The sequence below is a fragment of the Mycobacterium sp. AT1 genome, from assembly GCF_002043095.1.
In the GTDB taxonomy this organism is placed as follows: Bacteria; Actinomycetota; Actinomycetes; order Mycobacteriales; family Mycobacteriaceae; genus Mycobacterium.
The window spans coordinates 58703-71709 of record NZ_MVOC01000050.1; the positions used below are offsets into that span (position 1 = coordinate 58703).

General features: G+C 70.4%; 11 protein-coding genes. 7 read left to right on the plus strand and 4 right to left on the minus strand.

The features are described 5' to 3' along the window. Positions 1 to 25 precede the first annotated feature (25 nt). A complete protein-coding gene (locus B1790_RS22940; protein WP_079925581.1) occupies positions 26 to 1618 on the plus strand; it encodes a gamma-glutamyltransferase family protein in 1593 nt (530 codons plus the stop codon). After that, positions 1619 to 2311: a YoaK family protein gene (locus tag B1790_RS22945; protein WP_233165274.1), complete on the plus strand. Its 693-nt coding sequence runs from the start codon at positions 1619 to 1621 to the stop codon at positions 2309 to 2311. Here B1790_RS22945 and malQ read toward each other — a convergent pair. Next, positions 2298 to 4355 carry a 4-alpha-glucanotransferase gene (gene malQ, locus B1790_RS22950; protein WP_233165275.1) on the minus strand — a complete coding sequence of 686 codons (2058 nt, stop codon included), beginning with the start codon at positions 4353 to 4355 and terminating at the stop codon, positions 2298 to 2300. The two genes, B1790_RS22945 and malQ, sit on opposite strands and share 14 nt — an antisense overlap. A 191-nt stretch (positions 4356 to 4546) precedes the next feature. On the opposite strand from malQ, the gene B1790_RS22955 reads away from it, so the two are divergent. Then, a complete protein-coding gene (locus tag B1790_RS22955; RefSeq protein WP_079925582.1) occupies positions 4547 to 4828 on the plus strand; it encodes a hypothetical protein in 282 nt (93 codons plus the stop codon). 12 nt (positions 4829 to 4840) lie between these two features. Here the strand turns inward: B1790_RS22955 and B1790_RS22960 are convergent, their stop codons facing one another. Further along, the gene (locus B1790_RS22960) at positions 4841 to 5581 is read right to left on the minus strand and encodes an SDR family oxidoreductase (RefSeq protein ID WP_079925583.1); all 741 of its coding nucleotides are present in this window, start codon (positions 5579 to 5581) and stop codon (positions 4841 to 4843) included. A gap of 178 nt (positions 5582 to 5759) precedes the next feature. On the opposite strand from B1790_RS22960, the gene B1790_RS22965 reads away from it, so the two are divergent. Next, positions 5760 to 8021, plus strand: a complete 2262-nt coding sequence (locus B1790_RS22965) for a bifunctional diguanylate cyclase/phosphodiesterase (RefSeq protein ID WP_142271459.1) — start codon at positions 5760 to 5762, stop codon at positions 8019 to 8021. On the opposite strand, the gene B1790_RS22970 is transcribed toward B1790_RS22965, so the two are convergent. After that, a complete protein-coding gene (locus B1790_RS22970; protein ID WP_233165276.1) occupies positions 7973 to 8800 on the minus strand; it encodes a carotenoid biosynthesis protein in 828 nt (275 codons plus the stop codon). The two genes, B1790_RS22965 and B1790_RS22970, sit on opposite strands and share 49 nt — an antisense overlap. A gap of 91 nt (positions 8801 to 8891) precedes the next feature. Here B1790_RS22970 and B1790_RS22975 point away from each other — a divergent pair, with 91 nt between their 5' ends. Together B1790_RS22975 and B1790_RS22980 are read left to right on the plus strand one after the other, a co-directional pair. Further along, complete coding sequence (locus B1790_RS22975) at positions 8892 to 10010, plus strand: glycosyltransferase family 2 protein (protein ID WP_233165277.1); 1119 nt, start codon at positions 8892 to 8894, stop codon at positions 10008 to 10010. 5 nt (positions 10011 to 10015) lie between these two features. Further along, a complete protein-coding gene (locus tag B1790_RS22980) occupies positions 10016 to 11551 on the plus strand; it encodes a phytoene desaturase family protein (protein WP_369832411.1) in 1536 nt (511 codons plus the stop codon). On the opposite strand, the gene B1790_RS22985 is transcribed toward B1790_RS22980, so the two are convergent. Further along, positions 11460 to 12134 carry a CDP-alcohol phosphatidyltransferase family protein gene (locus B1790_RS22985; RefSeq protein WP_079925633.1) on the minus strand — a complete coding sequence of 225 codons (675 nt, stop codon included), beginning with the start codon at positions 12132 to 12134 and terminating at the stop codon, positions 11460 to 11462. The genes B1790_RS22980 and B1790_RS22985 overlap by 92 nt on opposite strands. A gap of 24 nt (positions 12135 to 12158) precedes the next feature. Between B1790_RS22985 and B1790_RS22990 the strand changes: the two genes are divergently transcribed. Beyond that, a complete protein-coding gene (locus tag B1790_RS22990) occupies positions 12159 to 12980 on the plus strand; it encodes a YhjD/YihY/BrkB family envelope integrity protein (protein WP_158083866.1) in 822 nt (273 codons plus the stop codon). The last annotated feature ends 27 nt before the right edge of the window (positions 12981 to 13007 follow it).

Genomic DNA, 13007 nt, shown 5'->3' on the forward strand with positions numbered 1-13007 from the left:
CGCATCTCCCGAGAGGACGTCTGCCGTGCCCGCTGCTTCCGAGGGGGCGTCGTTCACCGGCGCCGTCGCCACCCCGCACACCCTGGCGACCGACGCGGCGACTGACGTGTTTCGCGACGGTGGCAGCGCGATCGACGCCGCCATCGCCGCGGCGGCCGTCCTTACCGTGGTCTACCCGCACAACGTCGCCCTTGGTGGTGACCTCATCGCGTTGGTGCGCAGCCCCCACGGCGAGGTCACCTGTGTGAACGCCTCAGGTTGGTCCGGAGCGGCAGTCGACGTCGACGCGATGCGCGCCGCGCACGGCGCGGAGCTGCCGACGCGTGGTGCCGACGCCGTCAGCGTTCCCGGCGGCGTCCGCGGGTGGGAAGCGTTGCACGCCATGGCAGGTCGGCTGTCATGGCCGCGCCTCCTGCAGCCGGCTCAGCAGGCGGCCGAGGCAGGGGTTCCCGTCGCCCCGTCACTCGGCGCGCACCTCGCCGATCCCGAGAACGCCGATCTGCACGGGTCGGCCGACTTCGACCGCGTGTTCCGGCCCGGCGGGCGGCTGCTGCAGACCGGTGACGAATTTCGGCAACCCGCCCTCGCGGCGACGTTCGCTGCGTTGGCCGACGGCGGACCCGACGAATTCTATCGAGGCGACCTCGCCGCGAGCTCGGTGAAGTATCTGCGCTCGCACGGATCCGTCCTCGACGCACAGGACTTCGCCGACTTCCAGCCCGAGATCACGGCTCCCGAGTCGGTCGAGTTCCGCGGCCTGACGGTGTCGACGAGTCCACCGAACACCCACGGGTTCATCATGCTTCGCGCCTTGACGGCCGTCGACGAGTTTCAGACCGCAGCGCCGCTGGGCGCCGACATCGGCACGCTGATGCGAGTGTTCCACCACGCCAATCGCCTGCGGTCGGAGTACCTGGCCGACCCACGTCTCGCCGAGGTGGACACCAAGGCCCTGGTGTACGACGACATCCGGGCGGCCACCCCTGTCGGTGACGCCGTCGTCGCCAGGTCGGTGCCTCGCGGAGACACCGTCGGTGTTGCGACGGCCGACTCCGACGGATGGGCGGTGTCGCTGATTCAGAGCGTCTACCACGCCTTCGGATCGGGGCTCGTCGACCCCGACACCGGCATTCTGTTCCACGACCGCGGCACCAGCTTCTCGTTGAATGCCGAGTCGCCGAACGTGCTGGCCCCGCGGAAGCGCCCGCTGCACACCCTGATGCCGGTAATCGTCACCCGCGACGGCGAACTCAGCCACGTCCTGTCGACGATGGGGGGCCAGGGTCAGCCCCAAATCCTCACCCAGGTGCTACTTCGCATGCTCGCCGGAGAGTCCGCCGCCGACGCCGTGGCCGCGCCGCGCATAGTCGTGGGCCAGCAGGCCATGGGCTGCACGGACGACTCCGTCGTAGCCGAGGCCGACGCCGACCCCTCCGCGCTGGCGTCTCTGCACGAGTCCACGTTCGAGACCGTGGTCTTGCCAAGGCATTCGGAGTCGCTCGGCCAGGCCAACGTGGTGCAGGTGGGCCCGGGTGGACAGCTGACCGCGGCCGCGGACCCTCGCGCCGACGGCTCGGCCGTCGTCGTGCAGTACTCCCGGCACCACCGGAGGTCGTAGGTGCAGCCGAACTCGCTGGTTCAGCGTCATCTGCACCTGTGGTCGATGATGACGTTGACCGCCGTGACCGGCGCCCTCGACGCCGTCGGATACCTGGGCTTGGACCGGGTGTTCACCGGCAACATGACCGGCAACGTCGTCATCCTCGGCATGGGCATCGCCGCCGAGGACGACCTTCCGGTGGCAGGTCCCCTGATCGCCCTGTTCGGATACGTGGTGGGCGCGGCGGTCGCGGGACGGCTCGTCCGGCCGGGCGAACGTGGTTGGGGCCCAGCCGTCACCGCGACGCTTGGCACCAACGCCGCGTTGCTCGCAGCCGTCGCCACGGCATTGCTGCTGGTGCCCATCGAGGGACAGTCGCTGGGCGGCATCATCTCGGCGGCGACGATCGCCGTTGCCATGGGAGCCCAGGCCTCCGTCGCACGCTTCCTGGCGGTGACCGACATGACGACGGTGGTGGTGACCTCGACCATCACCTCGTACGCCAGCGAGACGCTGTTCGCCGGTGGCCTCGCGTGGTTCACCCACCGCCGGTTGTGGGCCGTCATGGCCATCTTCGCCGGAGCGTTGATCGGTGGCTTGATGATGAAGCTTCACATCTGCGTTCCGGTGTACGCCGCGGCGATCGCCACACTCGGCACCGCGCTGGTGGGCCACCGCCTGTGGGAACGCGTCACCGTCATGGCGGTGTGACGCGGAACGCCGCTTCCCGAAATGCCGACGTCACCTCGGCGACCCTGGGGTCGTCACGAAACTGCTCCAACGTCATCGGCAACGGCAGCCGCCAGTTCGGATACTCGTCGACGGTGCCCGGCAAATTGGGCTGTCGCGGCTCTGCGATGACGTCGTACGGAGAGATCAGCTTCAGCTGACTCGAGGTCGAAGCCAAGAACCGGTGCAGCGCAACGATGATCGACGCCTCGTCGGGCTCGGCGTCCGCGTCGGCGGACGGTAGCAATCCCTCCGCGCGTAGAAGCGTCACCCACTCGGCCCGCTCGGCGTCGGCGTTGGCCTGCTCGGCATCGACGTCGTCGAGCAGACCGAGGTCGGCACGGGCGCGGACGTGTTCGCCACGAAGGAAGCCGGCGGCCGTCGGCAGGTCGTGGGTGGAGATGCTGGCCGCGGCTCGCGTCGGCCAACCACCCGGTGCGAGAAGCGGTTCGCCGGTGGCGTCAGTGTCCCGGGTGAACCAGGAGACGGCGCAGCCGAGCATCCCGTCGGCGGCGAGCGCCTCGGTCACCTCGGGCTCCACGGTGCCCAAGTCCTCGCCGACCACGATGGCTCCGGCGCGATGGGCCTCCAACGCCAGCACCGCCAGCATGACCTCGGCGTCGTAGTGGACGTAGGTGCCCCGATCGGGCCCGTCGCCCGGCGGAACCCACCACAGTCGCCACAGCCCGGCGACGTGATCGATGCGCAACCCGTCGGCATGCACGAGGACCGCCCTGAGCATGTCGCGAAGCGGGGCATAGCCGCTGGCGGCCAAGCGATCCGGTCGCCACGGCGGCAGCCCCCAATCCTGGCCACGCGGCGTGAAGTTGTCAGGAGGTGCGCCGACGCTCACGCCGGTGGCGAGTACGTCGGCCAGCGCCCAGGAGTCGGCGCCGTCCGCGTCGACCCCCACCGCGAGATCGTGCAGAACGCCCAACGACATGCCGGCGTCCGCCGCCGCGGTGCGAACGGCGGCCAGCTGCTCGGCGCACTGCAGTTGCACCCAGGCGTGGAAGGCAATCCTGGGTCCGAGCTCGCGACGCACCGCGGCGACGGCCGGGTTGGTCACGTCGCGCAGGGCCTCGGGCCACCGGCTCCACCGACCGCCGTGACGCTCGGCCAAGGCGCAGTAGGTGGCCCAGTCTCGCAACCCGTCGGACACTGCCGCTCCCGAACCGTCGAACGGGTCGGGACGTCCCTCGGATCGCCAAAGCAGCTCCAGTGCCGAACGTTTCGCTGCCCACACCAGGTCGTGGTCGATGCGCGGAGTGCTGGCTGACACGCGGAGGGCGTCGACTTCCGCTCGGGTGTCGGGGTCGGCCCGGCGGTAGGCGTTGACGTGTTCGATCCGCAGCGCCAGCGGATTGGCGAACCGTCGACTGGACGGCGTGTAGGGGGAGGGCTGAACCGGGTGTGTCGGGCCGGGGGCGTGCAGCGGGTTGAGCAACACCGCGCCGGAGTGGTGTTCGCGCGCGGTCCACTCCACGAACTCCCGCAGGTCCCCGAGATCGCCAATGCCCCACGATTCGGCCGACCGTAGCGCGTACAGCTGGAGCATCCAACCCCACGTCGGTTGTGCCTGAGGCACTTTCGGCGGCGCGGCCACCAAGGTGGTCTGCTGACCGTCGCGCATTCGCAGTTGGTACCAGCCCGGCGCCAGATCGTCGGGCAGTTCGTCGCGCACGTCGACCCGCGAGCCATCTTCGTCGACCAGCTCGACCGCCCCGGGAAACGGCACGGGGCGTCCGGTCAGCCGGACGGCGACCGTGGGTGCCAGGATTCCGGCGCGGTCGAGTTCGTCGAGTCTGGCCAGTTCGGCACGCCTGGCGGTCTCGGTACTTGCGTCGACGTCGAGCAGCGACAGCACCTTGACGACGACGTCGGCGTCGACCTCTACCGGGACGCGGCGTTCGTTCCGATAGGACGTCGCGACGCCGTGGGCAGCGGCGATCTGGCGAAGGTCCTCCGGGACGGCCGACCGGCCGGGATCGTCGAGGGGTTGGGACGGGGGCGGCGGTGAGGACACCGTGGCCTCATACCCAGGAATGCGGTGCGTACACGCGGTGGGAGGGTGTGACGAAGACCGTCCTTCCCGGACTGCGGCGTCGACCGATCCGGGATACCGTGAAACGGTCCAATGCGCCCCTCCTCGTGCGGTTTAGTCGGCAGCCGCAGGACGCCAGCGCCGACGCCCGTTCACGCTGCGAAGGTACTGAAGTGAAGGCCACCGACCGACCTCGAGAATCCACTCTCGCGTGGGACCTCATCGATCACGTCCGCGAGCACCTCACCGACGAGGAGCGCAACACCGCGTTCATCGCCCTTGGTGTCGGCGAATACCCCCCGGTGTTTGGATGCGTCCTCGAAGTGATTGCACGAGAACGTCTTTCGCTGACCGAGGAGATGGTCGGGCAGCTTCGCGGGTGGCTGGAAGACTACGACCGGCATCGCGACTTCGGCACGATCCTCGCGCGTGCGCTCGGCGAGCCGTCGAGCTGACCCCCGCTCGGCTCAGGCGGTCATCAGGTAGTCGGCCCCGCCGACGTACACGATGCCGGGAGGGCTCGGCATGGTGACGGAGCTGACGATGGCCCCGGAGAACTCGGTCACCGTCGGCAGGGTTCCGTGGACGCGGCGAGCCTTGACGGCGTCGGGATCGCGGCGCTGCAGCAGCCTGACGATGATGGTTCCGTCGATCATGTCCCCGGAGACCACGGTGAGGCGAACGCCGGCCCGGCTGAACACCGCACGCATGGCATACAGCGCGGTCTCGCCGGCGCGCTTGCTCGCGGCCACCGCGGAGTAACCCTTCGGAACCGCCTTGTTCGGGAAGAAGTGGGCCTGGTGGCTGGTGACGAAGACGATGCGTCCGTCGACCGGCATCATCGGAACGGCCAGCTGGGCCAGCCGCCGCTGTGCATCGCGGTTGAGGCGCATGGCGTAGCCGGGATCGGCGCCCATTTCGAGCCCGCCGGAGGCGTTGAGGACGAGAGCGTCCAAGCGTCCGAAGCGGGTTTCGATGGACTCCATCATGGCCGTGGCGTCGGCCTCGTCGGAGATGTCGGCGCACAGCGTCGAGGCGTGGCCCCCCGCGTCGCGGACGGCCTCGGCGATGTCCTCGGCTCGCTTGGCCTTCTCGCGGTAGTTGACGATGACGTGGGTGTTCGGGTCGGCGAGCTGCCGCGCGACCTCCGCGCCAATGCCCCGTGAGGCGCCCGTCACCAAGACGATTCGTTCGGGTACGTGGTGCACGTGCGGTTCCTTCCGTCGGGATGATCGCCGAGCGTTCGTGTTGACCGTACACCGAAAATAAGGAATCTAAGGAAAATCTAAGGTCACGATAAGGCATCCGCAATGTCAGTGTCGGATCGCATCGGGGCCACCCGTGCCAAGATGAGCCAACGTCGGCGCATGGCGAAACGGGGGTTTCGTGTCGATCTCTGGGGGACGGCGTCGACTCGGCATCTTCGTCGTCGTCGGCGCCCTGGTGTTGCTGAACGCGCTGGCGCCGTACGGCGGCGACGTGGCCCGATACGTCGCGCTGGTGCTGCAGTCCGTGATCGGTGCCGGAGCCCTCTGCTGCGCGGTGGCCAACGTGCGACGGACGAGCGGGGTCTCCCGAGCCTGGCGCATCCTGGTCATCGCCGCCATGACGAGTTGGCTGGTCGGCGAGGCCTTCTGGTGGCCGAGCGGCGGCGGTCACGACGGCTCGGCCGCGCCACTGCCAGCCGTGGTGGCGTACTTCGGCCCGCCGATCCTGTCGTTCTTCGCGATGGTCCTGCTGGTCCGAAGCAGCGGCGGGCTCACCAGGCGACGGGACGGCGTGCCGCACGGCGCCTTCGCCCTCGCCGTTCTGGACGGACTCGTCGCCGTGGCGGCGTTCTCGATCCTCGTCTTCCTCGGCGGTCTGGGTGCGATCACCACCGCGGCCCTTCCCCGGTCATACGACGAGGCCGTCGTGGCCGCCTACTGCGTGCTGGAACTGGGCGTCGTCGTGCTGGCGGTGATGGGGGCGACGGCCTATCGGCGCGATCGCCCGTACCGACGAAACTTCCTGCTGCTCGCGGGCGGCGTCGTCCTGATCGCCGGCTCCGACCGGTTCATCGCCTACCTGTGGAGCGTCGGGGTCAACGCTCCGGACGTGTGGGGCGGTTTCGGGAACATCTTGGGCCCCTTGATGATTGCGTTTGCAGTGCAGGCGTTGAGCCCACGAGACGACACCGCCGCCAGTGACGAGGCGCTGGACTGGGCGCAGTTGGTGTGGCCCTACCTCGGATTCCTGATCATTCTCGTGCTGTGCGCCACGCACCTGCTGGTCGGGTTGACTCTGCCCACGGTCGTCATCTGGCTTTCCGTGGCGATGGTGGTGCTCGTCGCCGTGCGACAGATCGTGGCGATGGTCGCCGCCCGTCAGCTGACCCGGCGGCTGTACGAGGCACAGCGCCGGCTGGCTCACCAGGTCAACCACGACGTGCTGACCGGGCTGCCCAACCGGTTGCTGTTCGGGCAGCGACTCGAGGCGGCGATGCACCACGGGCGGTTCGTGCTGATCTTCGTCGACGTCGACGACTTCAAGGAAGTCAACGATCAGTTCGGCCACGCGGCGGGAGATGAATTGCTGCGTGCCGTCGGCGAGCGCCTGCTCCGATGTGTCGGCGCGTCGGACACGCTGGCCCGGATCGGTGGGGACGAGTTCGCGGTCCTGGTCGAGAACGACGACGACCCGCCCGAAGTGGTCGCCGACAGGCTCCGGGTGGCGCTTCGGGACCCGTTCGCCGTGCACGGGTCGTCGGTGCGCGTGCGGGCCAGCATGGGTCTGGTCCAACACGGGGCGGACGACCCGGCGCCGACGGCCGACGACCTGATGAGGCAAGCCGACATTTCGATGTACGCCGGGAAGCGACTCGGGAAGAACACCGCGGTGGTGTACCGCCCGGCCTCTGGCGTAGTGGTCGACTTTCCGAGCGCGCTGAGGAAGGCCGACGGCGGGGTGCCCCCGGGTTTCAGCCTCGCCTACCAGCCCGTGGTCCGGTTGCCCGACCGCACGACGGTGGCGGTCGAAGCCCTTGCCCGATGGTCCGCACCCAACGGCATGCAGATACCGCCGGCCACCTTCGTCGCCGTCGCCGAAGGCGCTGGTCTCGGTGGCGCACTCGACGCGATGGTGCTCGACCTCGCGTGTCGCGAAATCCAGTCGGCGGGCTTGCCGCTGGTCATCCACGTCAACGTCGGCGCGGCACGGCTGGGCAATCGGGGTTTCGAACAGCAGGTGATGCGGACCCTCGACCGGCATGACGTCGACCCGGGCCGACTCGTACTGGAGATCACCGAAACCGTCCCGATCGTCGATCTGAACGAAGGGGCCGCGGCCATCGAGCGTCTCAGCGCGCTCGGCGTCCACGTGGCACTCGACGACTTCGGCGCCGGGTACAACTCCCTGAGCTACCTCCATGCCCTGCCGGTGGACGTCGTCAAGCTCGACCGCAGCCTGGCCGTCGGGGACGAGCGGCGTCGGACGCTGGCGCTTTACCGCTCGGTGATCGGCTTGTGCTCGGCACTCGGCCTCGACGTGATCGCGGAGGGAATAGAGGACGAGGCGCAAGCCGACACCGTGTTCGCGGCGGGCTGCCGGCTCGCTCAGGGTTACTTGTTCGGGCGCGCAGCGGACGTCGGTGAGCTGACCCGGCTCTGACCCCCACGGCCACGCCTGCGTGCCAGCGAGACGGCGAACGGAATCGCGACGGCGCCCATCAGGACGCCGCCGGTGACCGCCGACCCTGGCAGCCCGAAGAACACCGCATGTGCCAGCACCGAGGAGAAGTAGACCCACAGATACAGCGTCGCCGCGGGCGCCGACGGCTGGTCGGTGCGGCGAAGCGAGGCGTTCAGCGTCGCCAGCACGACGGCCGACACCACCAGCCAGCCCAGGTAATTGGTCAACGGGATACCCGGTATCAACGGCAGCCCGGGCTCCGGGGCGAACCATCGCCAGTGGCCCGCCGCCACCATCTGCGGGTCGAGGAACACGTCCCACGTGGTCAGCGCGACCGCACCGACCGCGGTGACGGCCACGGCCCCGTGTACCAGGGTTCTTGCGACCACCAGGGCGGGCCACGCCATCATCACCCACGCCATCGGCACCACGACCGGCACGCCGAGCACCTCCGGGCCGAGGGTTCCGGTGTAGGCGTACTGACCGAACGGCCACCCCGTTGCCACGCCGATCGACTCGGCGACCAGGCCGCCACCGCCTGCGACGGCGACGAGCACGGCCGCGCTCACCGCGCCGAGAACGCGGTACGCGTCCGCCACCGAAGCCAGGAAGAAGACGACGACGCTGGCGATGGTGACCGGGGTGCGCCACGACTCCGGCATCAGGGGATACAGAATCTGAATGCCGATGGCGGCCGCGACCAACGCCCACACCGCGTAGTGCGAGCGCACGGGCGCACGAAGCTCGGCCAAGGCCACCCGCAGCACCTCCACCCGTACGAGTCGGAAACGCCGAGGCTACCCGCGCCCACCGGCGGTGTGGCCGGACGCGACTCCGTAGAGTTCGTAGGTGCCCCACACAGGCCCGATCAAACCCCCACCCGCTCTCGTCGCGGTGGGATCGGCGCTCGCCTGCGTCGGCACGATCCACCAACTGGTCAACCTGCGGCTGCTACGCCGCCCTCCCGTTGACCCGCCCCCGGTGAGATCGGCAGTGTCGCTGCTCGTCCCGGCCCGCGACGAAGCACACCGGATCACGCCGACGATCGAATCCCTGCTCGCTCAGCGCGATCTGGACGACGCCGAGATCCTGGTACTCGACGACGACTCCACCGACGGCACTGCCGACGTGGTTCGCGCCGCTGCCGGGTCCGACCCCCGGGTGCGGATCATCACCGGAACCGCACCGCCCGGTGGCGCCCTCGGCAAACCGCACGCGTGCGATCAGCTTGCGACCGCGGCCCGCGGCGAGACCCTCGTCTACGTCGACGCCGACGTGATCCTCGCACCGCGTGCCGTCGCCGCGGCGGTGGCGGTTCTGCGCGGCCCGCGGCCCCTCGACCTTCTCTGTCCGTGGCCGCGACAGGTCGCGGCGGGGCTCTTGGGGCGGCTCGTCCAACCGCTTCTGGCGTGGTCGTGGTCGACGACGTTGCCGCTGCGAATCGCCGAGCGGTCGACGCGTCCGTCCATGGCGGCGGCCAACGGCCAGTTCCTGCTGGTCGACGCCGGCGTCCTGCGTAGGGCCGGTGGCTGGCAATCGGTCTCGGGCGAGGTGCTCGACGACATCGGACTGGCCCGCGCCGTCCGCGCGGTGGGCGGCCGCACCGGGATCGCCGACGGCTCGCCGCTGGCCACCTGTCACATGTACGCGACGGGCCGCGAACTCAGCGCCGGCTATCGCAAGTCGCTGTGGGCGGCGTTCGGCTCGCCTGCGGGTGCACTCGCGGTCGCGACGGCGCTGACCGTGGTCTACGTCCTGCCTGCCGCAGCGGCGGTGACCGGCTCCCGGGTCGGGCTGCTCGGGTACGGCGCCGCCGTCACCGGCCGGGCGCTCGCGCAACGATGGTGTGGGCGGCCATGGGACGCCCTCGGACATCCCTTTTCCGTGCTTGCGCTGCTGGGCCTGCTTGCCTCGTCGTGGGTGGGCCGCGTCAGGGGCACCCTGCGCTGGAAGGGGCGGGCAATTTGAGTCACGTGGTCGTGATCGGAGCCGGCCTCGGCGGGTTGGCGGTGGCCGCCCGCCTGGCCGCGGCGGGCCATCGCGTGACCGTGTACGAGAGCGCCCCCACCGTCGGAGGCAAGCTCGGCGTCGTCGAGCGGGACGGCTTCACCTTCGACACCGGCCCGTCGCTGCTGACCGTTCCCGACGTGCTCGACCGACTGTTCGCCGACACCGGCGGTCAGACGGGGCCGAGGTCGATCGCGGTCGACCCGGCGAGTGCCTACCGCTTCGCCGACGGCACCGAGCTGTCGATGCCGCACGACGCGACGGCCGTGCCCGCCGCTCTCGACGCGGCCTTCGGTCCCGGTGCGGGGGAGTCGTGGCGGCGGTTGCACGAGCGTTCGCGCCGGCTGTGGGAACTGGTCGGTGAACCCGTTCTGCGCCAACCCATTTCGTTGCTCGAAATCGCACGAATGAGCCTGCGTCCGGCCGATCTGCTGACGGTGGCGCCGTGGCAGACGATCGACGGCCTCGGCCGCAGGATGCTGCCCGACGCGCGGCTGCGGACCTGGCTCAACCGGTACGCCACCTACTCCGGGTCGGACCCCCGTCGCACGCCTGCGGTTCTCGCCGTGACGTCGTTCGTCGAGCAGGAGTTCGGCGCGTGGTACGTCGCAGGCGGGCTGCGCGGCATCGTCGACGCGCTCGAGGCGCGCTGCGTCGAGCTGGGCGTCCAAATCCACACCGATGCCGCGGTGGTGGCGGTGACGACGGCGGGCGGACGCGCCACCGGCGTCCGGGTCGACGGCCGCGACGTGCCCGCGGACGTCGTGGTGAGCAACGCCGACGCCACCGTCCTCTACGACCGACTGCTGCCCCGCGACGCCACCAGGACGGTCCGCCGATCGCTGCGGGGCAGCGCGCGCTCCATGGCCGGCTTCGTCCTGCTGCTCGGCCTGTCCGGCAGGCAGCCGGGACCGGCGCACCGGGTGTTCTTCCCCAAGGACTACGACGCCGAATTCGACGCGATCTTCGGGCGAAAGCCTCGGCCGGTGCCCGACCCGACGGTCTACGTGCACGCGCCCGACGATCCTGCACTTCGCCCCGACGACGACTCCGAGGGATGGTTCGTGCTGGTCAACGCCCCGTCACACGACCCGGATGGTGGCGTCGACTGGGACGCCGCCGGCCTTCGCGAGCGGTACGCCGACCACGTCCTCGACGTGCTCGCCGACCGGGGCGTCGACGTCCGGCCCCGCCTCAGGTTCGCCGAGACGATCACGCCCGCCGACCTGGAACGTCGCACCGGGGCGCCGGGCGGCGCGATTTACGGGACGGCGTCGCACGGGCCGAGGGCCGCGCTGCGCAGGCCCACCAATCGAAGCCCCATCCCCGGCCTCTACCTCGTCGGCGGCTCGGCGCACCCCGGCGGCGGCATTCCGCTGGTGTTGATGTCCGCCGAGATCGTCGCCACCCTCATTGGGGCCGAGGAAAGTCCTTTGGCGTCGAGCGACGCACGCCGAGCAGGAGCTGCCCCATTCCGACGACGCCGACGGCGGTCCACGTGACCGCGAAGGTGACGCCCCAGCCCCAGCCGAGCAGCGGTAGCCCGGCGGGCGACGCGGCGGCCCCTCCCGCGGCCATCGCGACGACGATCAGCCGCGTCGGCCGTTCGGCGACGGTCACGGCGCCCACCCCAGGCATGCCGACCGCCTGCGCGCGAGCCCGGACGTATTCGAGCAGGAACACCAGAGACACCGCGGCCAGCGCCCACCCCGGCGGGGCGCCGATCGCGACGAGGACTGCGCCGAGCAGGACGTCGCCAACGCGGTCGGCGACCGAGTCGACCACGGCCCCCAGCGGACGGGCCCGCCCGGTCCGCAGTGCGACCGCGCCGTCGAGCCCGTCGAGCACCCCGGCGAGGAGCACCAGCGGCACGACGAGCGCGGGCCAACCAGGTCCGGCGACCGCACCCCACGCCGCCGCCAGCGCGACTACCCCCGCCACGGAGAGGGCGTCGGGTGGGATCCGGATAATCGGACCGGATGCCAACACCCGAATCATCCGCAGCCAGCCGCGCACGACCGGTGACGGTTGCACGCCGCCGTGCAGATCCGACCATTCCTCGTCGTCGGAACGCTGTGGCGCCATGAAGCCAGACTGCCAGGGCGCCGCGTGATCCAGCGGCGGCGCGTCCGCGAACTCGCATCGGGAGTGCGAAAGACCTTCCCCGGCAGCGATCTCGCGCTCTGGGCGGCGGGCGCGACCTACTTCGGCGTGATCGGACTCATCCCGCTGGCGTTGGCGTCGCTGTGGGCCGTCGGGGCGCTCGTCGGCCACGACACCGTCACCGCGGCGATGGACGCGGGAGTCGCAGGGTTGCCGCAGGGGCACGGAACGCCGGCGGCCTTGCGCAAGTTGACCGAGGTGGCGTTGTCGATGTCGTGGCTGCAGGCGCTGGTCGTGCTGTTCCCGGCCAGCCTCTACGGGGAGGGCCTGCGCCGGGCGTTCGTACAGATGTCGGCCGCCAACGACACCCTCACCGGATGGCGCGGGCGGGCGGGTCTGCTCGGCGTCGCCGCCGTCGCGCCCTTCCTGGTCCTCGCGGTGCTGGTGGTGGCGCCGTACGTCGGTCCGCTCTACGCGGGCAGCGGGTGGTCGTTGGTATGGGGCGTCGTCGTGGCGTTCCACGTCGTGTGGGTCACGGTGTCGACGGCACTGGTCGGGGTGTTCGGGCTGATCGGTCCTGGCCGGATCGCCCCACGGGCCCTGGTGATCGGTGCGTTCTCGACCGGGGCCATCGTGGCCGGCTTCCTGCAGGGTTTCCTGCTGTTCCTGGCCATCCCCGTCGAGTGGTCGGCGCCGTTCGGCGGCCTCCCGATCGTCGGGGCGGTCTCGGCGCTGGCGCTGTGGCTCTTCGTGCTGCACATCCTGGTGCTGTGCGGCTTCCGGGTGACCGTGGTGCTCGACGAGGTAATGCGGCCGGCACCGGCGTGACATGCCGGTGGGCGGGTGGATCGGCCT